29 protein-coding genes are annotated in these 20,872 nt (G+C 68.3%); 28 read left to right on the top strand and 1 reads right to left on the bottom strand.

The window, feature by feature from the left end:
• Positions 1 to 59: 59 nt before the first annotated feature.
• The 25 genes from ACZ6AQ_RS02865 to ACZ6AQ_RS02745 all read left to right on the top strand — a co-directional run bounded on the left by ACZ6AQ_RS02865 (position 60) and on the right by ACZ6AQ_RS02745 (position 16,564).
• Positions 60 to 416: a hypothetical protein gene (locus ACZ6AQ_RS02865; RefSeq protein ID WP_468756986.1), complete on the top strand. Its 357-nt coding sequence runs from the start codon at positions 60 to 62 to the stop codon at positions 414 to 416.
• A gap of 56 nt (positions 417 to 472) precedes the next feature.
• On the top strand, positions 473 to 1,321 hold the full coding sequence (locus tag ACZ6AQ_RS02860) for a peptidoglycan-binding protein (protein WP_468756984.1): 849 nt from the start codon (positions 473 to 475) through the stop codon (positions 1,319 to 1,321).
• A gap of 29 nt (positions 1,322 to 1,350) precedes the next feature.
• Complete coding sequence (locus ACZ6AQ_RS02855) at positions 1,351 to 1,605, top strand: hypothetical protein (RefSeq protein ID WP_468756983.1); 255 nt, start codon at positions 1,351 to 1,353, stop codon at positions 1,603 to 1,605.
• 173 nt (positions 1,606 to 1,778) lie between these two features.
• Entirely contained in the window at positions 1,779 to 2,363 is a 585-nt protein-coding gene (locus ACZ6AQ_RS02850; protein ID WP_468756981.1) for a hypothetical protein, read from the top strand.
• A gap of 215 nt (positions 2,364 to 2,578) precedes the next feature.
• Entirely contained in the window at positions 2,579 to 2,923 is a 345-nt protein-coding gene (locus tag ACZ6AQ_RS02845; RefSeq protein WP_468756980.1) for a hypothetical protein, read from the top strand.
• Positions 2,924 to 2,949: 26 nt separating this feature from the next.
• Entirely contained in the window at positions 2,950 to 4,041 is a 1,092-nt protein-coding gene (locus ACZ6AQ_RS02840) for an AAA family ATPase (RefSeq protein ID WP_468756979.1), read from the top strand.
• Positions 4,042 to 4,072: 31 nt separating this feature from the next.
• Positions 4,073 to 5,203, top strand: a complete 1,131-nt coding sequence (locus tag ACZ6AQ_RS02835) for a PD-(D/E)XK nuclease family protein (protein WP_468756977.1) — start codon at positions 4,073 to 4,075, stop codon at positions 5,201 to 5,203.
• Positions 5,204 to 5,290: 87 nt separating this feature from the next.
• Positions 5,291 to 6,271: a helix-turn-helix domain-containing protein gene (locus ACZ6AQ_RS02830; protein ID WP_468756975.1), complete on the top strand. Its 981-nt coding sequence runs from the start codon at positions 5,291 to 5,293 to the stop codon at positions 6,269 to 6,271.
• Between the two features lie 95 nt (positions 6,272 to 6,366).
• Entirely contained in the window at positions 6,367 to 6,795 is a 429-nt protein-coding gene (locus ACZ6AQ_RS02825) for a hypothetical protein (protein WP_468756973.1), read from the top strand.
• A 72-nt stretch (positions 6,796 to 6,867) separates the two neighbouring features.
• Entirely contained in the window at positions 6,868 to 7,524 is a 657-nt protein-coding gene (locus ACZ6AQ_RS02820; protein ID WP_468756972.1) for a hypothetical protein, read from the top strand.
• The gene (locus ACZ6AQ_RS02815) at positions 7,524 to 7,739 is read left to right on the top strand and encodes a hypothetical protein (RefSeq protein ID WP_468756970.1); all 216 of its coding nucleotides are present in this window, start codon (positions 7,524 to 7,526) and stop codon (positions 7,737 to 7,739) included. The genes ACZ6AQ_RS02820 and ACZ6AQ_RS02815 overlap by 1 nt, the downstream gene beginning before the upstream one ends.
• Positions 7,736 to 7,873, top strand: coding sequence for a hypothetical protein (locus ACZ6AQ_RS02810; RefSeq protein WP_468756968.1), 138 nt, complete (start codon positions 7,736 to 7,738; stop codon positions 7,871 to 7,873). Before ACZ6AQ_RS02815 ends, ACZ6AQ_RS02810 begins: the two co-directional genes overlap by 4 nt.
• Positions 7,874 to 7,949: 76 nt before the next feature.
• The gene (locus tag ACZ6AQ_RS02805; protein ID WP_468756967.1) at positions 7,950 to 8,432 is read left to right on the top strand and encodes a hypothetical protein; all 483 of its coding nucleotides are present in this window, start codon (positions 7,950 to 7,952) and stop codon (positions 8,430 to 8,432) included.
• 66 nt (positions 8,433 to 8,498) lie between these two features.
• Positions 8,499 to 9,995 (top strand): DNA cytosine methyltransferase, encoded by a 1,497-nt coding sequence (locus ACZ6AQ_RS02800; protein ID WP_468756966.1) that lies wholly within the window; start codon positions 8,499 to 8,501, stop codon positions 9,993 to 9,995.
• Positions 9,992 to 10,414, top strand: a complete 423-nt coding sequence (locus ACZ6AQ_RS02795; protein ID WP_468756964.1) for a hypothetical protein — start codon at positions 9,992 to 9,994, stop codon at positions 10,412 to 10,414. The genes ACZ6AQ_RS02800 and ACZ6AQ_RS02795 overlap by 4 nt, the downstream gene beginning before the upstream one ends.
• A gap of 21 nt (positions 10,415 to 10,435) precedes the next feature.
• Positions 10,436 to 10,810, top strand: coding sequence for a hypothetical protein (locus tag ACZ6AQ_RS02790; protein ID WP_468756963.1), 375 nt, complete (start codon positions 10,436 to 10,438; stop codon positions 10,808 to 10,810).
• 56 nt (positions 10,811 to 10,866) lie between these two features.
• Positions 10,867 to 11,613: a hypothetical protein gene (locus ACZ6AQ_RS02785; RefSeq protein WP_468756961.1), complete on the top strand. Its 747-nt coding sequence runs from the start codon at positions 10,867 to 10,869 to the stop codon at positions 11,611 to 11,613.
• Positions 11,614 to 11,663: 50 nt separating this feature from the next.
• The gene (locus ACZ6AQ_RS02780) at positions 11,664 to 12,092 is read left to right on the top strand and encodes a hypothetical protein (RefSeq protein WP_468756959.1); all 429 of its coding nucleotides are present in this window, start codon (positions 11,664 to 11,666) and stop codon (positions 12,090 to 12,092) included.
• Positions 12,092 to 12,433 (top strand): hypothetical protein, encoded by a 342-nt coding sequence (locus tag ACZ6AQ_RS02775; protein WP_468756958.1) that lies wholly within the window; start codon positions 12,092 to 12,094, stop codon positions 12,431 to 12,433. The genes ACZ6AQ_RS02780 and ACZ6AQ_RS02775 overlap by 1 nt, the downstream gene beginning before the upstream one ends.
• The gene (locus tag ACZ6AQ_RS02770) at positions 12,430 to 13,116 is read left to right on the top strand and encodes a hypothetical protein (RefSeq protein ID WP_468756956.1); all 687 of its coding nucleotides are present in this window, start codon (positions 12,430 to 12,432) and stop codon (positions 13,114 to 13,116) included. The genes ACZ6AQ_RS02775 and ACZ6AQ_RS02770 overlap by 4 nt, the downstream gene beginning before the upstream one ends.
• Before the next feature lie 160 nt (positions 13,117 to 13,276).
• Entirely contained in the window at positions 13,277 to 13,690 is a 414-nt protein-coding gene (locus ACZ6AQ_RS02765) for a hypothetical protein (protein ID WP_468756954.1), read from the top strand.
• Positions 13,687 to 14,730 carry a hypothetical protein gene (locus ACZ6AQ_RS02760; protein ID WP_468756952.1) on the top strand — a complete coding sequence of 348 codons (1,044 nt, stop codon included), beginning with the start codon at positions 13,687 to 13,689 and terminating at the stop codon, positions 14,728 to 14,730. Before ACZ6AQ_RS02765 ends, ACZ6AQ_RS02760 begins: the two co-directional genes overlap by 4 nt.
• Positions 14,731 to 14,829: 99 nt before the next feature.
• Positions 14,830 to 15,186 carry a hypothetical protein gene (locus ACZ6AQ_RS02755; RefSeq protein WP_468756950.1) on the top strand — a complete coding sequence of 119 codons (357 nt, stop codon included), beginning with the start codon at positions 14,830 to 14,832 and terminating at the stop codon, positions 15,184 to 15,186.
• 15 nt (positions 15,187 to 15,201) lie between these two features.
• The gene (locus ACZ6AQ_RS02750) at positions 15,202 to 15,801 is read left to right on the top strand and encodes a hypothetical protein (RefSeq protein WP_468756949.1); all 600 of its coding nucleotides are present in this window, start codon (positions 15,202 to 15,204) and stop codon (positions 15,799 to 15,801) included.
• 364 nt (positions 15,802 to 16,165) lie between these two features.
• Positions 16,166 to 16,564, top strand: a complete 399-nt coding sequence (locus tag ACZ6AQ_RS02745) for a hypothetical protein (protein WP_468756948.1) — start codon at positions 16,166 to 16,168, stop codon at positions 16,562 to 16,564.
• Positions 16,565 to 16,792: 228 nt separating this feature from the next.
• On the opposite strand, the gene ACZ6AQ_RS02740 is transcribed toward ACZ6AQ_RS02745, so the two are convergent.
• Positions 16,793 to 18,430 (bottom strand): IPT/TIG domain-containing protein, encoded by a 1,638-nt coding sequence (locus ACZ6AQ_RS02740; RefSeq protein ID WP_468756946.1) that lies wholly within the window; start codon positions 18,428 to 18,430, stop codon positions 16,793 to 16,795.
• Positions 18,431 to 18,913: 483 nt separating this feature from the next.
• On the opposite strand from ACZ6AQ_RS02740, the gene ACZ6AQ_RS02735 reads away from it, so the two are divergent.
• The 3 genes from ACZ6AQ_RS02735 (at position 18,914) to ACZ6AQ_RS02725 (ending at position 20,532) form a co-directional block, all read left to right on the top strand.
• The gene (locus tag ACZ6AQ_RS02735) at positions 18,914 to 19,306 is read left to right on the top strand and encodes a hypothetical protein (RefSeq protein ID WP_468756944.1); all 393 of its coding nucleotides are present in this window, start codon (positions 18,914 to 18,916) and stop codon (positions 19,304 to 19,306) included.
• A gap of 116 nt (positions 19,307 to 19,422) precedes the next feature.
• A complete protein-coding gene (locus tag ACZ6AQ_RS02730) occupies positions 19,423 to 19,611 on the top strand; it encodes a DUF4314 domain-containing protein (protein ID WP_468756942.1) in 189 nt (62 codons plus the stop codon).
• A gap of 63 nt (positions 19,612 to 19,674) precedes the next feature.
• Positions 19,675 to 20,532, top strand: a complete 858-nt coding sequence (locus ACZ6AQ_RS02725) for a hypothetical protein (protein WP_468756940.1) — start codon at positions 19,675 to 19,677, stop codon at positions 20,530 to 20,532.
• Positions 20,533 to 20,872 lie beyond the last annotated feature (340 nt).

Here is a 20,872-nt window from a genome sequence, read left to right as displayed (position 1 = left end):
CCGGGTTCCGCCGTATGATCGGGACGTGGCGCGGGGCCACCGATCGCAAGGAGTTCGCGGTGAGCACCCTGCCGGGTGCGGAGCCCACCCTGTGGGAACTGCACCGCGCTGTCGTCCAGCTGCGCGAGGACCAGCGCGACGACCTCGCACAGCTCCGCGACGATCTGCGCGGCGACATCGCCGCTCTGGCGAACCGGCTGAACGAGGTGGTCACCGTCGACGTCTACCGTGCCGACCAGCGCAACCTCACCCAGCGCATCGACTCCCTCGAACGAGAGCTGGAGGAGGTGAAGAGGGAACGCAACCAGGACCGGGAACAGGCGACCACGAACCGGCGCCTGATCGTCTCGGCGTTCATCGCCCCCGTGCTGCTGACCGTACTGCAGCTGATACTCGCCGCACGCGGTAGTCCGTAGGGCAAACGCCAACACCACAAACGCACATGGCGCGGGGGAGAAGCAGGACGCGCCACATGCCCGACCTCTGGCTGCCCGGCGCCGAGCGACACCCGCTCGGCGACACGGCACCGACCGACACCCAGTACGCCCCCCGAGTGCTCTGGCACATCACCTGGGACAAGAACGCCAGCGCCGCCAAGCCGGCCGACCTCGTTCCCTTCGACCGGCTCGTGGCCTACTTCACCGGCCCCGGACGCAGCTCGGCCCCCCACCTTCTCTGGGACCCGTTCACAGGCCGGGTCGCCCAGTTCTACCCGGCCAACAGCCGGTCGAAGTCCGTCGTGGACGTGCCCGGTGGCACCCGGACGAACCGTACCGGGAAAGTCTGCCTCCAGATCGAGATCCTGTTCTTCCCTCACTGCCGGGTCAACGGGAGGTCGTACTCGACCGTCCGGGACACCCCGGCCAAGGGTCTGGACAAGATCCTGGCCTGGGTTCGGAGCTGGGGCGTCCCGGACGACTGGCCGATGGGGACCCCGACGTGGTCCGCGAACCGCAACGAGAAGATCTGGGAGACCCGCGGCGGGCATTACGCGCACAGCCAGACGCCGGAGAACAGCCACACGGACCCGGGCCCGATGCCGAAGTGGCCCACCAAGGGGAGTCCTGCCCCGAAGCCGGGCCCCCCGGCCTACCCCGGACGGGATGCCTTCGGCCCCGGCAAGTCGAACAACTCGATCCTCCTGCTGGGCCAGCAGCTCGTCCGGCGCGGCTACGGCAAGCACTACAGGGTCGGACCCAGCCGCGACTGGGGCGAGGCGGACCGGTTGAACGTGGAGGACTTCCAGCTCGCCCAGAAGTGGAGCGGTGCGGACGCGGACGGGCTGCCCGGTCCGGAGACCTGGCGCCGGCTCTTCACCTGACCCCTCAACCCGACCATGGAGATCATCCTGTGAACCTGTACGTGTCCTTCGTACGCACCTGCGTTCCGGCCGTAATCGGCTGGCTCGTCGCCCTCGCCCTGCGCCACGGTCTCAACCTGAGCGCCACCGCCCTGACCGAGGTCCTGACCCCGCTCGCCGCCGCCGCCTACTACGTCGTCTTCCGTTTCGCCGAGGAGCGCCTGTCGCCCCGCTTCGGCTGGCTGCTCGGTTACGCTCGCCCCCCGTTCTACGAGGACGCGCGGACTCCGCTGCCGCGAAGCTGAACCGCGGTCGCCGCCCATCGATACCTGCGGCAAAGGTGAAGGCCCCCGTCTTGCGACGGGGGCCTTCGACCTCTTGGAGACACCCACTCTACCGGGTCTGCGGACGAGCCCGCCTCGGCCGTCACACTAGTTACAATCTATGTGCACATGTAGGGCGAGTGGGAGGCGGCGGAGTGACAGAGGGACAGAGGTCGGCGGCCAGGAGGCCGTACCTGGCCGGCGGGGCGGAGTTCGCCGAGCTGTACGACGTGAAGCGGCTCCAGGTCAGCCAGTGGATCAGCCGGGACGGCACGCTCGACTACCGATACGCCAAGATCATCAGCGGGTCGCCGTACTGGCTGCTCTCCTTCGTGAAGGGCTTCGGCGAGACGACGCCGCGCCCGAAGCATCTGAACGAGGCCGCACTCGCGCGTTTGATCGCGTCGCAGGACCCTGGCTACTGGGTAGGCGAGGTAGGTGCGCTTCCACCGCTCGTGGGAGCGGAGGAGTTGAGCGCCTTGTTCGGCGTATCGCGTCCGCTCCTGCGGACCGCCCTGCTCTCCGGTCGGTTCCGTCCAGCCGACTACACGCTGTCCGGCTCTTCGATCTGGCTCCTTGAGCCAGTCGTAGAGGAAGCGCCCGCACTCATGGCCGGCGCGCGCAAGGTGGACTGGTCCATGGACGAGAAGGTGCTGGAGGCCCTGCGCGCGGGCACCTATGACGGGCCGGGAGCCAAGATCATGCCTCGCGGAAGAGCGGCGGGGAAGGTTTCCAACTAGCCTTTGACTAGAGCGATTTGATTTGATCGGGACCCCTTTTGCATATAGAATGTAAGTGCACTCGCGAGGGTGCACTCTCGTTCGATGAAGGGGTTCTCGTGCTTGACTCCAGGGGCCCGCCCAAGGTGGGGTGGACGGCCGCCGATCGACTTTTCGCTTACTCAAAGATAGATTCCAACACTCCAGAGTTGGTTATCTACATCCGAGGGGGAGCTTTGTCGATCGAACAGCCGCCGCTGTTCGGCACGATCCAGCCCGTTCGCCGCCCCTCCGGCGCCGGCGACCTGACTCTCCAGCAGCGGTTCGAGGCGTTCCACGCACTCAACCCCTGGGTCCTCAGGGCGCTCGCGCGCATGACCGCCGACCTTGCGGAGACCGGCTTCACCCGCATCGGTATCGGGATGCTCTTCGAGCTCCTGCGCTACCAGTACGGCGCAGCCACCTGCGGCGACGAGTTCGCGCTGAACAACAGCTACCGCTCCAGGTATGTCCGGCTCCTGCTGGACGACCACCCGGAGTGGGCCTCGCTCTTCGAAGTCCGCGCCCTACGCACGGACTGAAACACACGACCTCTTGGAGCCAGATCGTGAACGCGTCCGCGGGTGCCGCCAAGCTGCCCGCAATCAAGATCAAGACCCGTAAGCCCACCGGGATCGTCCCGTGGCCACTCCTTCTCATCAAGGGGGAAGAAGGCGCCGGCAAGACCTACTCGGCGGCCCAGTTCTCCAGCAGCGACCGCATCGGCCAGATGTACTGGATCGACCTCGATGAGGGGTCGGCCGACGAGTACGCGGCCATCGACGGCGCGAACTACCTGATCATCGAACACGACGGAACCTACCGGGACATCCTCGAGCAGGTCGAGGCGGTACACGCCGAAGCCCGCCGTGCGGCGGCGGCCGGGGAGCCCCCCGTCGTGCTCGTCATCGACTCCGGCTCGGCCCTGTGGCGGATGCTGACCAACTGGACGTACGAGCGCGGCAGGAGGACCACGAAGAACCGCGCGCTGCTCCAGGAGGACCCGGATGCCGCGTACGACATCGGGCGCAACCTCTGGAACGACGCCCTCGAACGGTGGAACCGGGTCGTCTACCTGCTGCGCACCCTGCCTGGCATCGCCATCGTGCTCGCGCGAGGCAAGGAGGTCAGCGCGACCGACGACAACGGGCAGCCGATCCGGAACAAGACCGAGTGGAAGGTCGCCGCGCAGAAGGACCTCGGCTTCGACGCCACCTGCTGGATACGCATGAAGCGTGACCATGACCCGCAGGTCATCAAGGTCCGCTCCCTGCGAGTCCAGGTGCAGCGCGGGAAGCCCGTCACCTTGACGAACTTCAGCATCGAGGACCTGGTCTTCAACAAGCTCGGCTGCTCCGTCGAGTCGCAGCCTCGCATCATGCCCGCGCTCGCCGGCGACCGAGTGCAGCCCTGGCTGTCCCGCATCGAGGAGCTGGAGGACAAGGAAGCCCTCGGGGCCCTGTGGCGGTCAGTCCCGGACCCGGCGAACCGGCTCAGCCGCGACGAGATCGCCACCGTCCGGGCCGCTGCCGAGCGGCGGGCCGCCGAGTTGGAGAGCCCGCGGTCGGGAATCGGCGAGGGCCCACTGTCCGACGCCGACAAGCTCCGTGCCGCCGCCCGCCGCAAGGCGGCCGAGCAGGACACGGACGCCGAACAGTGACCCCCTTCCCCTCGTCTTCCGGAGACCTCTCATGTCCGTAGCAACCCTCCCCGGCACGGCCGCGCCCTCGATATGGGACGCGGCGCACGACGTCGACGCGCGTCGACCTCGTTCGCTGCAGACGCAGCTCGGAGCGTCCGACACGGTGTGCGGCCGCCGGGCCGCCTACATCCTGCACGGCGTCACCCCGACCGATGACTCCGACAAGCGCGCCGCGATCCTCGGTACCTACATCCACCACGGTCTCCTGGAGTCGGCCCGCACCGAGTACAGGTGGCTCGTCGAGCGCAGCATCCAGGACAGCCGCATCCGGGGGCACATCGACGTGGTCCAGCTCGATGCGGCGACCGCTGCGCGCCTGCCCGCCCGTCACCGGCCTGCGGTCCCCGCTGATGTCCTCACCGTGGAGGACGTCAAGACGAAGTCCACCTACCTGTGGGACCAGGTCCGCCGCTACGGAGCCACGGCCGCCGAGCTGCGACAGGTCTTCCTGTACGCCGGCGCGCTCGCCGAAGTGGGCTTCGAGGACGTTCCCGGGCAGAGGTACCTCGCCCGGCTGGGGCCGCTGGAGATCGGTCGCATCCGCTTCCGCTTCATCAACAGGGACAACGGCGCCGAGCACGTCCAGGAGATCGACTTCGATCCCCAGCGGGCAGCCGAGGCCGCCTGGTGGGTGGAGCGCGTACGCGAGACCACCGACCCGGAGCAGATGCCGCGCGACTTCAACGGACCAGGGCTGGACCTGATCTGCGACTACTGCCCCTTCCGCTCCCTGTGCTGGCCGGAAGTCGAACCGGGTGCGCCGGCGCAGACGGTGCTCATCCACTCCGACGCCGACCGTGAGCAGGCCCTCAACGACTACGTGAAGGGCGGTGAGCTCGCGTCGGAGGGCAACCGGATCAAGGCCCTCGCGCGCAAGAAACTGGACCGTTCGCCGGAAGGGATCTACGGGCTCAACCGGCTGTCGTGGCGCGGCGGCAACGACGCGGAGGAAGACGACCTGGAGGCCATGGTCGACCTGCACGAGATCGCGGGCCTGCCGGTGCCGATGGTTCCGGACGCCGACCGCATGATCAAGAACCTCACTGCGGCCGGGCTACCGGTGCCGAGGCGGAAGTCGGGGCGGAAGACGCCCCGGGTCATCAACGTCGCTCCCGCCTGACGTACCAGCAGCACCTTCTGAGCCCCGCCCGGCACCGACCGGGCGGGGCAACCCGTCCTGCCTGCACCGTCCGAGGAAAGCCGTCCCGTGTCCATCCAGCTGATGATCGCCGCCTCCTACCTGCCCCCCGAAGTCGTCAATCAGGGCCAGAAGCTCGCCCTGATGAAGATCGCGGACTCCGCCGACGACGAGACGCGCCTTGCGCGCCCCGGTCTGACACGCCTTGCCGCGTGGGTCGGGGTGACTGACAAGCGCGCCATCACCATCGTGACCGAGCTGATCGCCAAGGGCCTGGTCGAACGCGTCGAAGCGGGGAAGGTAGGGCGCGCTGCGGTCTACCGGGTCTTCCCGCTGGGCGTGCCGCCCACGCCGACCACGGCAGAGCTCAAAGCCGCCGCCGAAGCGCGCAAGGCGGCCCCGAAGAATCCGCGCCTGGCACGCCCGGGGATAGTGCGTGCCGCGCCCGACAAGCCGGCCATGACCCACGAGGACGTCGAGAAACGGGAGGCCGCCCGTCGCCAGAGGAAAGCGTCTGCCCAGGTGGAGCCAGGGTTCCACGAGGGGAACCCTGGTGGGGAGGCAGGGTTCCACGAGGGGAACCCTGCTGCTCAGGAAGGCAGGGTTCCCCCGGCGGAACCCGATGAGTTTCACGGGGGGAACCCACTGGGTTCCACGGAGGGAACCCCGTCCTTTCCTGGTTCTTCCTCTGTCCTTCCTTTCCCCCCTACCCCCACGGCTGACGCCGTAGGGGAGCCTGCTCCGCCTGCTGATGACACGTCGGTGCAGGGCCGTGAAGAGCCCCGGAAGGGGTGCGAGAGGCACAGGGGGCGCCCCGCTGCCTCTTGCCGTGGCTGCGGCACCAATCCGCGCGCCGGGCGCGCACGGGAGCGGGAGAAGGCCAAAGAGGAGGAGCGGCGGGCGCACGGACGCTTCTGGGAGGAATGGAAGGACGAGGCCGCCAGCCGCCTCGACCGGACTGCGGAGCAGGCGGAGAACGAGGCGCGTGCGCGCGAGGAAGCGCGTGCCGCTGCGCGCAGGGCCAAGGAGCTCAGGCGCCAGAAGCAGTAGCCGAAAAATCCGGCAGAAATATGGACATCCCGGCTAATGCATATAAAATAGAAGCAGAAGGAGGGGGGAAGCCCCTCCGAGGCCGAAAGGGCAACATGAAGCAGCTCCCCACCCTCCACTCGGAGGCCCACGGCATCCTGGTGCTCGACGACACCGCCTCCGCCCACGGCTACCTGCGCACGCTGGCGGACCTGTATCGCGAGGACCCCGAAGGCGTCGGTGACGCCCTCGTTCTCATCGCCGACCTCGGTGATGCGGCCGAGGAGGTCCGGTGCTCCGGCGGCTGCGACTGTGCCGGACGTGCCCGGGACAGGGTGGTCGACGACCTCCTCCTCGACATGGGGGGTGCGCGAATCGCCCTCGACCCGCGCGTCACTCATCGCGCCCTCATGCAGGCCCGGCAGCTCGCCGGCGCCGCGCAGGCGATCGCGGACACCGCCAGGGCCCGAGCCGACGAACTTGCCACCCTGACCGCCATGGAGCGTAAGGCGCGCGAGGATGCCCGCCGCCCCGCCACGTCGTAACCCCTGCCCATCAATCTGTACCGAAATAGATCCCAACTCTGTACTGTTGGGGTCCGACCTCTTGGAGAGACCGTGTCCGACAACCCCCTGATGGCGCCCCCGCCCACGCACCGCAACGTCAGGACCCTGCTGTGGCAGGGGCTGTGGACCGCCTACGAGCCGCTGATCAGCGGCCTGCGTCGCATCCCGCTGCCCACCGACGTCGAGATCAGCGGAGGCGCCTTCGGCATCACCGCCGACCTGACCGACGGCTCCCACCTGTGGATCGCCTCCACCGGGGACCTCCCCCTCGAACCGGCGGAGCTCACCGGCTTCCACGTCCGCCGCGTCCACGCGGACAACCCGACCGTCGACGAGCTCGTCTACGACTCGACCCCCGACGGCCCCCAGGCCGAGCACGGCAACAACGTCGTCCCTCTGCTCATCGCGATCACCGCGTTCGTCACCGAGCGCCGCCTCGCGCCGCCCGTCATCAACCTCTTCTCCATCCGGACCGTGGCCGTGACCGAGACGCACAGGGCGCAGGTCATGCGGGGCCCCGACCTCTTCCCGAGCCGGGAGGCGGCGGTCAAGGAGTACGGCCAGATGACCCACCGGATGGAGCACGAGGCGGGCTGGCGACTCATCTACCAGACCGGGGGAGCCGACTGGCCGGTCAGCGTCTGGAACGACATGAAGGGCAGCATCGTCACCCTCTTCGTCGCCGACGAGGGGCAGGCGATGTCCTGATGGACCGCTCCGGAGAGCACCCCGCGCCGACGGGGGAGCCCCATCAGCCGGAGGCGTGCCGCTGCTTCTTCGCCCACCCGCAGAACGACAGGCAGCGGGCGGAAGTCACTTCCGCGCTCGACGCGGCTCGCCAGGCCGGCGACGCCGTGGGGGCGCTGGTCGGCCTCGCCCAGCTCGGGCCCTGCCCGGCTCGCGCCGCGAAGGAGGCCCGGTGACCGCCCTCTACGGACTGCTCGCACTCGGCATCGGCATCGCGGCCGGTCTCGCCGTACTCGTCATCGACGAGATCCGGTACGAGGCCCGCCGCCGCCCCCCGCGCTGCATGACCTGCGGCGAGCTGCACCACTGACACGCCGCCCACCGCTGAACCCCGGCCGCCCGGTCCCAACGGGCCGGGCGGCACCCCGAGATCTTGGAGAAAAACCATGGGATACGACATCTACATCCAGGGCCGTGACGGCAAGCTCCTCAGCGGCCCGGAGAACTGCATCCGGTTCGGCTACTTCCAGATGCCGAAAGTCCTGGACGCGATGGACAACTTCGGAATGACCGTCGAAGTCGCCTTCCCCACCTACCCGCGGCTGGCGGACTTCCAGCTCACGCGCGAGGACTTCCAGGGGGAGGCCCAGAACGACTCGCGGGTGGCAAAGCGCATCGACCAGTACAAGGCCGCCTACCTGGCCGTCAAGGACGCCGCCGACCCGGAGCCGACCGGAATCCCGAAGTTCAAGCTCGCCTACAACGAAGGCTTCCTCGTCACCGTCTCGGAGATCACCGCTGCCCTGAGCACGTACGAGACCCACCCGAGCGTGGACATGGCGGAGATGCCCGTGGGTGATCCGACGTGGCGGACCTGGACCGCCTTCCTGCGCCGCGCCAAGACGCATGGCGGTCTGCGTACCTACTGATCCCCCCTCGCCCGGCCCCGCAGCGGCAGGGCCGGGCCCCCGTACCTCTTGGAGAACCACACCACCATGGCCACCTTCATAGACCTCTTCTGCGGAGCTGGAGGAATCAGCACCGGCTTCGTAGAGGCCGGACACGAACTGCTCCTCGGAATCAACCACTGGAAAGTCGCCCTCGACACACACGCCGCAAACCACCGCAACGCCGACCACGCCTGCATCGATCTGTCCGGCTTCCCGATGCGTCACCTGCCCAAGGCCGAAGTCCTCTCGGCCGGAGTCATCTGCACCGAGATCAGCCCCGCGGGCGGACGGGTCCGCGAAACCAACCAGATGGACTTGCTCGACCTGCTCGACGGGGGAGAGGAATGGGAGTCCCTGGCGAAGGATGCCTTCGAACGGACCCGAGTCACCGCATGGTGCGTGGTCCGCGCGGCCGAGGCAAAGCGGTTCAAGGCCATCATCGTGGAGAACGTCGTGGAGTTCGGTCTCGACTGGATTTTGTTCCCGAAGTGGATCGAAGCGATGGAACTCCTCGGCTACCAGTACCAGATCGTGTGCGTCAGCAGTGCCCACGTCGGCGACGAGACCAACCTGCGTGCCCCGCAGTGGCGCGACCGCATGTACGTGGTCTTCACCCTCAAGACCATGCGGAAGCCCGACTTGGCCCCCCGCCCGCTGGCGCTCTGCGTCGAGTGCGGCGAGGACGTGCACGCGGTGCAGTCCTGGCACGTCGCGGGCACGCGCATCGGCAAGTACCGCCGGGACTATATCTACCGGTGCCCCCACACCCGATGCCGCCACGCCATGGTCGAGCCGTACGTCCGCCCCGCCAGCGACATCATCAACTGGGGTGACCTCGGCACCCGGATCGGCGACCGCAAGAAGCCTCTCGCGGATACCACGATGCAGCGGATCAACGCCGGCCTCCTCAAGTTCCCCCACCGTCCCAGCTCCATCACCCTCACCCACGGCAAGGACGGAAGCGACCGGGCGTACGCCGTCGAGGACCGGCCCCTGCCCACGCGTACCGCCAAACAGGGAGACGCACTTCTCGTCCCCACCGGCGGTTCGTGGAACACCGATGCCGCCCCCGTCGACGTCCCGCTGCGCACCAGGACCACCCGCGAGAGCGAAGCCCTCGTGACCGTGGAGCCCTTCGTCGTGGAGTTCCGCAACCACTCCACCGCCAGCCCCGCCCGCGATCCGCTCGCCAGCGTCACCGCCCAGGGCAACCACCACGGCTTGGTCACCCACAACGGTCACGTGCCCGAGCAGGCACGGAACACCCTCGTCATCCCCTACCGCAAGGCAGCGGTCAAAACGTCCGCCGAACCCGTCCACACCCTCTCCACCCGTGACTCCGCCGCCCTGCTGCGGAGCGCCCCGAACATCGAGGACTGCCACTTCCGGATGCTCAAGCCCCGAGAACAGCTCGAAGGACAGAGGTTCCCGAGCGACTACATCGTCTACGGCACCCAGGCCGAACAGACCATGCAGGCGGGCAACGCCGTCAGCGTGAACGTCGCAGCGTGGATCGGACGACAGCTGGAGGCCGTCCTGTGACCGGCACCCGCAACCTCCCCGGCATCCACGTCACCGAACACGCCCCCTGCTGGGGGGACCCCGACTTCGCGGTGGCCGACAACCGGTGGAAGAACACCAAAGAACTCATCGAGCTGTGTGGACCCTCCCTCTACGTGTGCGGCCACTGCCCCTTCCGGGCGGCCTGCATCCGGCAGGTCCGCCCCTCCAAGAGCGAGTTCTCCGGCATCTGCGGCGGGCGCATCTGGGTCAACGGAGTCATCGTCCGGACCCTGCCGAACGTCGGCCCCGAGGACCTGCCGCCGCCGGTCAACCGCAAGGCGTGCGGCACCGCGGCGGGCGCGCGTGCGCACCGTCGTGCCGTCGAGCAGCAGTGCCCGAAGTGCGAGCCCTTCAACCAGGTCGACACCCAGCAGCTCGAACTTCCCCACTCAGCCTGACGTCCCGAAGGAGAAACGTTCATGCTCCGCGATCACCGGATGCGCGACCTTCTCGGTCCTGTGGCCGCCGTCGCGCTCATCGCGCAGCTCAACCCCGACCTGCCTGTGCCCAGCATCGAGTTCGCGCCCGTCTTCCACGACGGCCGCGAAGTCGGCATGGGCGTACGCCTTCACCTGCACCACCCCCGCGAAGGCGTCTACGAGCGGTGGGCACACCTGATCGGCAGCGACAACCCCGATTCCCACACCAGCCTCAAGCCGACCGACCGCGGCAACGTCATCCGCCGCACCTTCGGTGCCTACGCGAACACCCCCGTCGAGGCCGTCGCCTACGTGGCCCCGGTGCCGCACACCGCCGGTCTCCAAGTCCCGGTACCCGGCGTGCCCACCAACTGACCCAAGAGCCTCGCCGCCCCGGGAGTCCCCGGGGCGGCGTCGATCCGGAGCCTCAAGTGACCTCTCATGTCGTGCAGTTCAGCGGCGGCATCGGCAGCTTCGCAGCCGCCGTCCGCATCGCCGAGAAGCACGGAACCGACGACCTCACCCTCCTCATAGCGGACACCGGCGCCGAGGACGCGGACCTGTGGAGGTTCGCCGGCGACACCAGCCGTCTGCTGGGAGTACCGCTGACCAAGGTTGCCGACGGCAGAACACCATGGCGGGTGTTTCGCGACAAGCGGTTCCTCGGAAACGACCGACTCGCCCCCTGCACGCGAGTACTCAAGCAAATTCCGTGCCGGACCTGGATGGAAAACAACTGTGATCCCGCCGATTCCTTCGTCTATATAGGCATAGAGAACAACCCGCGAGACCGGGCCCGCATACCGGCAATCGCCCGCAACTGGAAACCTTGGAAAGCAAGATTTCCGCTCTGCTCGAAAAGCGAGCGGAAGCTGACGAAACCTGAACTGCTGGAGGAAGCGAGATCGCTGGGCGTGGAGCCCCCGCGTCTGTACGGGCTCGGCTTCAATCACAACAATTGCGGCGGAATTTGCGTACGAGCGGGACAGCGCCAGTGGAAACATCTCCTGGACACAATGCCCGAACGCTACGCCTATGCAGAGAAGCAGGAAGAAGAACTGCGCAGCCTCCTGGGGCCTGTCGCCATTCTGCGGCAACAACGAAAAGGCGTGATCCGCCCCCTCCCTCTGGCCGAGCTGCGTCAGCAGCACCAGGCCCCGCCGATGCTGCCTGAGTGAGTTCCATCCTGTCCCCGTCAAGCAAGAGCCGATAGTGGAGGAATGAAAAAGTGCACGAAAGGGTAGCGGGCCAGATATGGGATGCGATCTCGCATGCCGTCGAAGGGCGCCTTGAAGAAGGGGATCGGGTATTCACCGAGCTGATCACGACACATGAGCCGTCCATGGTGTACGGCATCGCCTGTGGCGTGGCGGAGATCGCCAAGGCGGCGGTGCTCAAGCTGTACGGCAGCCCGCCCCCTTCCTTCTGGGGACTCATGACGACCGACGGGTCCAACCCCGAGGAGACCGTTCCGCCCCAGGAACTCTTTGCCGCGCGTTTCATCGCCGCCCGCCTCAACGGCGACAACGACGCATCCCTCGCCCTGTACGCCGGCATCAAGAACTCCGGCAACCGCGAATGGGAACACGTGTGCCTGCGCGCCCTCTTCGCCGCGACGTCGGAAGCCGTGCGCACCGTCATGGCGAGGAACGCGTGATGACCAGCCCCACCTACACGGCCGACGGACTCCGTCACGACGTCGCCGACCCCGCGACGTGGAGCGTACGAATCTGCCTGGAGCGGTGCACTACCTGCATCTTCCGGCCCGGCAACCTTATGAACCTGGAGCCCGGCCGCGTCAAGAGCATGGTCGAGCAGGCCGTTGCAGACGGAGGGCACATCGTCTGCCACGCCACCCTCGGCACCGACACCCCGGCGATCTGCGCGGGCTTCGAGTTCCACCCGAAGGGGCGGGCGGCATCGCTGGCGCTTCGCTTGGCCCAGGCCGGGGTCCTGCGAATCATCCGCATCCGGCCGAGGGGGAGGAAGGCGTCGTGACCCACATCGTCAAGGGCCGGATCTTCGTGGCCTGCCACCCGGAGGACAGAGCACGTCTGCGGATCGTCGAGTACGACCCGTACGACAACCGCGCTCTGGTCGCAGACGCCGACACCGGCGCCCGCCGGCGATCCATCCTCGTCTCCAGCCTGCACGCCTCGCCCTACACCGCGGCGGGCAGCCGGCGCCGGAGCGGCTACGCCCCGGAGGGCACAGTCCTCGAGGCCGCCGGGCCGCCGGCTGGCCCGGTCCAACAATCGGAGACCGACCCGGAGGACTGGTTCGAAGGGCTGCCGGGGGCCAGGTTCCGGGTCGCACTGCCTCCCCGGCTGCTCCTGCTCAACTCCAACCAGAGACCCCACCACCACCGCCGGGCCGAGATCACCAGGGTGCTGCGCCGGGCTGCCGAGGTCGCCTCGCGCCACGTCCCCCACCTGGAGAGGGCGCACATCATCGGCGTCCTGCATCCCTCGAATCGGGGGCGGCGTGACCCGGCCAACTGGTACCCCAGCTTCAAGGCGGCCACGGACGGGCTCGTTGACCAGGGTGTTCTGGACGACGACGACCACACGCGCGTTCTCGGACCGGACATGCGCCTCGGGCGCGTCGTCGCGGGCTCGCGCATCGTGCTGCATATCCGAGCCCTCAGCCAGGCCGATTTGCCTGCGGAGCTGCAGAAATAGAGCGAACGGCGATCAAGAAAATCTTCCGAAAATCTTGCAACCCTCTCTAATGCATATAGAATGAAAGCAGAAAGAGGGGGGAGCCCCGCCCGAATCTCCGCCCGGCGGCCGGTGACAGACAACCCGGCCGCCGGGCGGACTCACGCCAAGGAGGCAGAAGGTGTACGTACCACCGTCCGATCCCTGTGAAGAGGAAGACCGTCAGGTCTGCGAGGCCACCCGCGGGCTCGCCCGCGCCGTACTGCGCCGCCTCGCCCGGAATGCGGCCGCCATCGAACCGCGCATCAGGACGATCATCGCCACCAACTCCGGCGCCCCGTGGGAATACGACCTGTGGCGCCTCCACGCCGACGACGGCCGCATGCTCACCGAGTTCAACTACCGGGAGCGGCCAGGAGCCGCCTGGAACAAGGTCGCCGCCGACGTCTCGTACCTCATCCGGTTGGCCGACCTGCGCACGCACCCGGCCGGCTACTTCTACGTCCACCCGCAGCCCGACCCGCGCGACTTCGCCATCCTCCTGCCCACCAGCCCCTGCGGCCCCGCCCCCCGAACGATCGGAACCCTCACGTGACTGCCACCGCCCTTCTCCTCTGGCCCGACGGCCGGACTGTGCCGATCGGCTTCGGCCTGCACCAGGGCATCCAGCGACAGGAGATCGACCTCTACGTCGAAGGTGCCCACCCCCACCCCCTCGGCCGGAAGGCGACCCTGCACGCCGCGCCCGGTCGGGAAACCCTTAACGAGGCCGCCCGCAGCGCGTGGGCGGGCATCACCGGCGGAAGCAGTGCGCCCATCCTGCGCGGCCCGGTCGTCTTCACCGGCCCTGCCGACCGCAGCGGCGACTACACTCCGCTGCCCAAGCTGAGCGCCGAAATCGTGCGAGGGATCTCCAGCGCGCTTCAGGACGGCCCGTCCCGGGCGCCGTTCGAGGCCAGCGCCGCCCAAGCGTACGGCGGGCGGGCGTACCAGTGCGACGCCTACGCGATCAGGCACAACCGGAAGACCGGCCGTTCGGCCTTCGTCGTCCTCGGCAGCGTCGACGTTACGCCGGAGGCTCAGCGGTTCACCCGGCGGCTCGCTCCGGCGATCGCGCACCACGCCACCCTCCACGGCGACCCTGTCCGAGTCCTTCGCTCCACGAGGACCGCCGCCGGGATCGACCACCGCGTGACGGGCCGCCGCGGCGAACAGCTCGGCCTCACGGCGACCGCCGTCGTCGTGGTCCTCGACCCCCGCCACCCGTTCGTACACATCGCCTGGTGCGGCGACGCGCGCGCCTACCGCCTCGGCTCCAGCGGCACGGTCGTCAAGCTCACCGAAGATCACACGTACGCCGAGCAGTTCCACCGCCACGGCCTCCCCGCCGACAGGGCTCTCGTCTCCAGCATCACCGCAGGGCGGATCTCCCGGCACCTTGTCGAGCGCCGGCGCGCCCGCCGAATCCTCCTGGCCAGCAAAGGCGCCTACGCACCACTGGAGAGATGGGACCGGGTGAGCGCCATCCTCAGCACCGCCGACAGGCCGAAAGAAGCGGCGGCACAATGCGTGCGCGAGGCGAGCCGGATCGGCGGCTCGGGCAATGCCACCGCCCTCGTCATCGACCTCCACTGACCCTTCTTCCCGTCATCCCCGAGCGCCGACCCATACCTCAAATGCATATAAAATAAAAGCATTGGGTCGGCGCTCCCTCCACCGTGAACGGAGCCCCGCATGCGCAAGCCCACCGATCTCCCGATCATCAACGCCCCCGAGCACCACCTCGGCACCATGGCCCTGATCCTGCTCACCCGGGCCCCCGAGGACGCTGCCCTGCGCGCCGCCGCCACCCTCGCCGACAACGCGGTTGTCGCGGGCTGGGCGCTGCGCCCGCCCGCCCTGGCAACCCTCACCGTCGAGCAGTACCGCCAGCTCCTCGACTACGCCGCCGCCCCTCAGGTCCTCGACTTCGCCCTGTACCTGAACGGCGACCGCAAGCAGATCCGCACCCTCGTGGACTACATCGCCGAACTCATCGACGACCTCCTCGCCCACTACCCCTCGCCCAGCGCCGACCAGACCACCAAGTAGCAGCAGGAGAAAGACATGTACGACGCCTCAATCCACGTCCTCGCCTACCCGACCATCCGACGATTCGGAGTCGACCCCGACGCCGCCCGGCTCGTGGTCCTCAGCGTCCTGGAGCAGTTCCTCAGGGAATCCCGCCTCCCGGAGGTCGAGCGACTGGGGCGCACACCGGAAGAACACCTCGCCATCGCGCTCCCCACCCCCCGCTTCGCGGTCAGCGTTCACTCCACCGCGCTCGCGGCCGACGGGCGGATGGCCGACGCGCGCCTGGTCTGGGAGGCATACCGTCAGCGCGAAGCCCGAGCCGCGCGGCGAGCACACCAGGCCGTTCCGACCACGGCCCTCCTCGGTAACCCCGAAGCCGTTCACCAGGTCGGCCGTTCCCTCGGATTCAGTGACGAGCTGACCGACGAACTCGTCACCGAGGTCATCCTCAAGATCGCCACCGGCTACCCGCACCGCCCGCGCGAGCAGCAGAACCTCACCCTCACCGACTACCTCGCCGAGATCGACGCCGAGGACCTGACCCTCTTCCTCGGGCACGCGGCCCTCAAGGCGGCCGGACGCGCCACCGAAGCGGACGCCCTCCGGCGCCACATCCAGGACATGGCCTGCTGAATCCCACCGCTGTGCCGGTCGGCCTCCGCAGACCGGCACAGCGCCCCCACCCACGCCCACCACGCCCGGAGAAGGACATGAGCCAGCTCGACCTGTTCAACCTCGGCGGCGACGAACCGCCCGCTCCCAGCACTTCATCAGCCCCACCGCGCCGACTCCTCACCGACCTCCCGCCGGCGCCCGAGCCGGTCACGCTGAGGGCCCCCGCACGCCTTCGTACCGTCACGCCCCCCGAACCCGCAGCCCCCGTACGCAAGCCCTACCACCGCCGCCCTTCGCACAACGATCCGCACAGACATGCATTCGAGATCGCCGAGGCTGTCAGCTACGCCTGGCACCATGCCCAGGGGGCGAAGACATCGCCGTGCCCATCGGAATCGTGGCCACCCTCGCCCTGTGGCCGATGCGCGGCCCCGACGCCTACCTCCTGGCCGACTGGTGGATCGACCTCGGCGACGAGGACCTGATGGCCGCCTTCCGTGAATGCTGGGCCCGTTGGTGGATCATGCGCCCCGACCTCATCGACCGGGCCGCACCCCTGCACAAATGGCTCGACGACAAGGAATCCCCCTCCAGGCGTGCCCGCGCGGTACGCGACGTCGTCAAGGCCGCACTCGCCAACGGACTCCTCCACTGGACCGGCAGCGCCCACGCTGAAATTCGCGCCGCTGCCGACATCCTGGGGGCGCTCCTGGCGACCCTCCGTTCCAAGGGCAGCCGCGACGCGCTCGCGGAATTCCTCACGCCGCCAAGCGTTATCTAGGGTGCTTCGGAAGGGGTGAGGCATATGAGGCAGGTGATCTGAGAGCCATGTGCCTCACCCATATCCATGGGTTGTCGAGGCACGTTAGGCATGTGTGGGAGGTCCGGGTCGAGTTTCTAGCGAATGTTCCGGTCAGAACGCTTCGCTCAAGCCGCTGCCCTCCTCCGGCCTGTGGGCGTCGGTGGAGGGCAGCGGTGGTGTGTGGCGCACGGTCGCGCGCCGGATGGGTCAGGGGCAGGTGACGAGGATGAGGGAAATGGCGGTGCAGGTGGCGGTTGCGGTGTCGTTGGCGGGGTTGGGGTCGGTGGGGGCGGAGAGGATACGCGTGCCGGTGACCTTGACCTGGCCGAGGGTCAGCAGGTGCAGGGGGACGCGGAACGTCTTGTGCGTGCTGGCACCGTTGGGGATGGCGTCGTAGGCGCAGGTCACCGTGGTGGCGGCGACGGTGCATCCGGCGGACAGGTTGGTGGCAGTCGCGCCCGGGGGCAGCTTCGCGGTCAAGGTCGCGGAGGTGACGGTGCCGGGGCCGGTGTTGTGGGCGGTGAGGGTGTAGGACAGGTAGGGCACCAGGAGGCCCAGGTGCGGCTGCGCGGTGAGGCTGACGTCGATGTCCGCGGGCGGAACCAGGTAGGTGTACTGGTCGGCCGGCGTGGTCGCGCTGGTGCCACTGGGGGTGGTCACCTGGACGTCGACGGTCCCGGCGGCATGGGCGGGGGACGTGGCGGTGCAGGAGGTTGCCGCGCAGCTCACGCCGGTGGCGGGGGTGCCGCCGAAGGTGACGGAGGTGGCGTCGGCCAGGTCGGTGCCGGTGATCGTCACGACGGTGCCGCCCGCGGTCGGACCCGAGGCCGGGCTGATTGCGGTGACGGCCGGTGCGGGCGTGGCCGTGGCGACTTGAAGGACGTCGAGGGTCGCGCTGGCGTTGTTGGCGACGTAGGCGAGGGTGCCGTCCGGGCTCACCCCGACACCGTAGGGGCCGCTGCCGATGGGGGCGTTCTCGGTGACGGTGTTGGTCGCGGTGTTGATCACCGCCAGGGAGTTGCTGGAGTAGCTGGTCACGTAGGCGGTCGCGCCGTCGGGGCTGAATGCGGCGCCGATCGGGTTGCCCGCGGTGGCGATCGTCGTGGTGACGGTGAGCGTGGTCGGGTCCACCACGGACAGGAAGTTGTCGTTGGAGTGGTTGACGTAGGCCGTCCCGGTCACGGGGTTGACCGCGACCGCGAACGGCTGGTCGCTCAGCGCCACGGTGGCACTCACGATGAGAGCGGCGGTATCGATGACGCTCAGCGTGTTGTTGCCGTGGTTGGTGGCGTAGGCGCGCGATCCATCCGGGCTGAGAGCGACATCCTGCGGGAACGGGCCGACGGCGACCGACGCGACGACCGTGTTGCTGGCGGTGTCGATGACACGGACCGACCCGTTGGGGTAGCCGGAGTCGGAGACGTAGACCTGGGTGCCCGCCGCGTTGACCGCGACCCCTGTCGGGTCGTTGAACCCGCCGATGGTAGCCGTCACCGTGTTGGTGGCGGTGTTCACGACGCTGACCGTGGCGCTGTCGCGGTTGGCGACGTACAGGTGCGCGCTGTCGGGGGTGACGGCGATTCCGGTCGGGTTGTTGCCGACCGTGATGGTGGCCCCGACGGTGTTGCTGGACGTGTTCAGGACGGTGACGGTGGTTCCGGCGGGTTCGCCGTTGGGGCCGCTACCGTTGCTGACGTAGACGTGGGCGCCGTCCGGCGCCACGGTCACTTCCTGCGGGCTCGCCCCGGTCGGCACGGTGGCGATCACGGCCGGGGTGACCGCGGCGGCCGGCGTGGCCGCCACGGCGCCCAGACCGGTCACGGCCAGCGCGAACACGGTGGCCACCGCCGTGCGGCGCCGCCAGAGAACACGGGGAAAACGTAACTGGGATCTCGAAGACACGGCGAAGTACCCCCTCCAAAGCCGCGGCACGACGGCGGGGACCGAAGGCCCCCCGGAAACCGCCCGTGCCGCAGTCGTACAAGACGCCCCGCGCCAGCGGCGACAACCGCCCCCGTAGCCCAGGCCCGCCCCTCGCACACCCATCGCGGCGGTAGCCGATCCGCGACAGCCCTGCAGCCCCCGCCCGATGAACGGACATGGGGATGCTCTGACATCGTCTCAATGAACGCTCATCCACTACATGAAGCCTTCACAAATGTTCGGATCTGATCAGGCGATGACTGCTTTAGTTACATATGTGCCCGCATGCACCGCCCTGCCCGCGCTGACGAAGTGGGAGCCCAGACGGACACCGTGCCTCACGTGCCTTCATTCGGAGTCTCACTGTGACCTGCACCAACGGCGCAACAACCCGAGATAACGATCGTGGCCGAGCTGATGGCCCGCATGCTGTACTCCGACGCGCCGCTGGAACCCGGGATGAGGTTCAACGACCCCGCCAGCGGGACCGGCGGCCTTTTCCGGGCCGCCGCCCAGATCATGCGCGAAAGGAGCATCGATCCGCACGACTTCGGCTGGTCGTTCGCGGACATCGACCCCCTCGCCGCCGCCGGAGCCGCCGTCAACGCCATCCTGTGGGACCTCGGCCCGCACATCCTCGTCGCCTGCGGCGACACCTTGGCGGAAGGTGACCTGCCGGCCAGAGCAGTCCGGGAAGCCCTCGAATCGATCGAGCGCCGCGACCAGATGCACGCCCAAGCGTCCATGCTCGTCGCGATCGGAAAGGTCGAAGCGTTGATCGCCGGAAAAGCGCCCTGACCTGCGGGAATCTCGAAAAGGAATCTTGACCCTCCCCCGAATGCATATAGAATAAAAGCATGCAGGGAGGTTTCACCCCTATCCACCCAACTATCCACCCAACGACTGGAGAACAGATGAACCACCGCAAGGGTGACCGCATCGCCCTCGTCCACACCACCGACCAGTGGACCGACCTCAAGCCCGGCGACCAGGGCACCGTCACCGGATACGACCCCGCCCTCGCCCAGCTCCGGGTCCAGTGGGACAACGGCTCCCGCCTCTCCATGCTCCTCGAAGACGGCGACGAAGTGCGCCCCGCCTGACCCCGCCGGCCCCGTCCCGAACCCGGGACGGGGCCACGCCAGCAGACCTCTTGGAGAACGACCATGCTCATCACCAACGCCGCCGTTCACGAAACGGCGCTCGCTCTCACGCAGCGCCTCGACGGCGACTGGACGCTCGACCCCGACGCACCCGCCGACGGCGCGGTCCACCTGATACACAGCGACGGCCGAAGCGTCAGTTTCCGCCCGATCTTCGGCGGCACCGCAGCCCAGCTCTGGATCACCGGCAACGCCGCCCCCTCCATCCCCGACGACGCCACCCTCGCCGAACGGGCCGCCCACGAAGCACACCTCGCCATCCGTCTCGCGGAAGGCCACCGCTACAACAAGGCCGTCTCCCTCATCACCGAAGACGACGAAGACCCCGCCGACATCCTCCTGAGCGCCCTCGAGAACCACCTCCTCCCCGCCTTCGCCTACAAGCCCCACTACGTCGGCCACCGCCCCTGGGTCGAGCTATTCGACAACGCGCTCGATCAGGTCATGGACGAAGCCGCTCCCAGCACCACCCTTCGGGCCCGCGACCCTGAACTCCACACCGACCCCCGGGACCAGGACATGGAGGGCGAACAGGAACCCGCCCCCGAACCGAAGGTCGAGGCTGATCCGACCGACATCTCCCCTCCCGAGAGGCCCGCCGACCAGGAAGGTCGAAACGCAACACCCCCGCCCCCCGATGAGGAGCCGACGGAACGGCCGCAGACCGTCTCGGCCACCGACACCCCGGGTGACCAAAGTGAAGGGGCGCCCGTAGTCGACACGCCTCCTACTCCGAACGACAGCATCACCAACAGCGCGAGCACCCGAACTCCCACCGCCAACTCCCAGCCGGCCGCGAAGCGCCGATCACGTGGCCGTACCCCCCCTGCTAAGCGGCAGCCGAAGGCCAACACCTCCTGAATCTCAACCCGACCATGCGGAGTCAGGGCTGCACTGAGAGGAGGCGCCCTCTGCGCTGTACGGCCTAGGGACTGTCTCTTTGAACCGCCCGTGAGATCGTCGTGCTCGTGATCGAGTCTTGGGTGATCAGTGACGACAGCCCCGTGCCTGTGTCGTCCGAGGTGGTGCTGGAGGCTCTTCAATCAAGGATCGGCGACGGGCAGCTGGAGACGTGGCTGATCAGTTCATCCGGACGGTCGTTGGCCTTCGTGACAAACGCCGAGGCGCTGTCATCAAATCTCGAACTTACGTCAGAAGTGAACGCGAGAGCGATGGCGGCTTCGTGCGACTCGGCGTTCTT

Source organism: Streptomyces sp. NPDC041191 (assembly GCF_055591945.1).
Note: the sequence above shows the minus strand (reverse complement) of the source record. Positions and strands in the feature narration are given on the sequence as shown.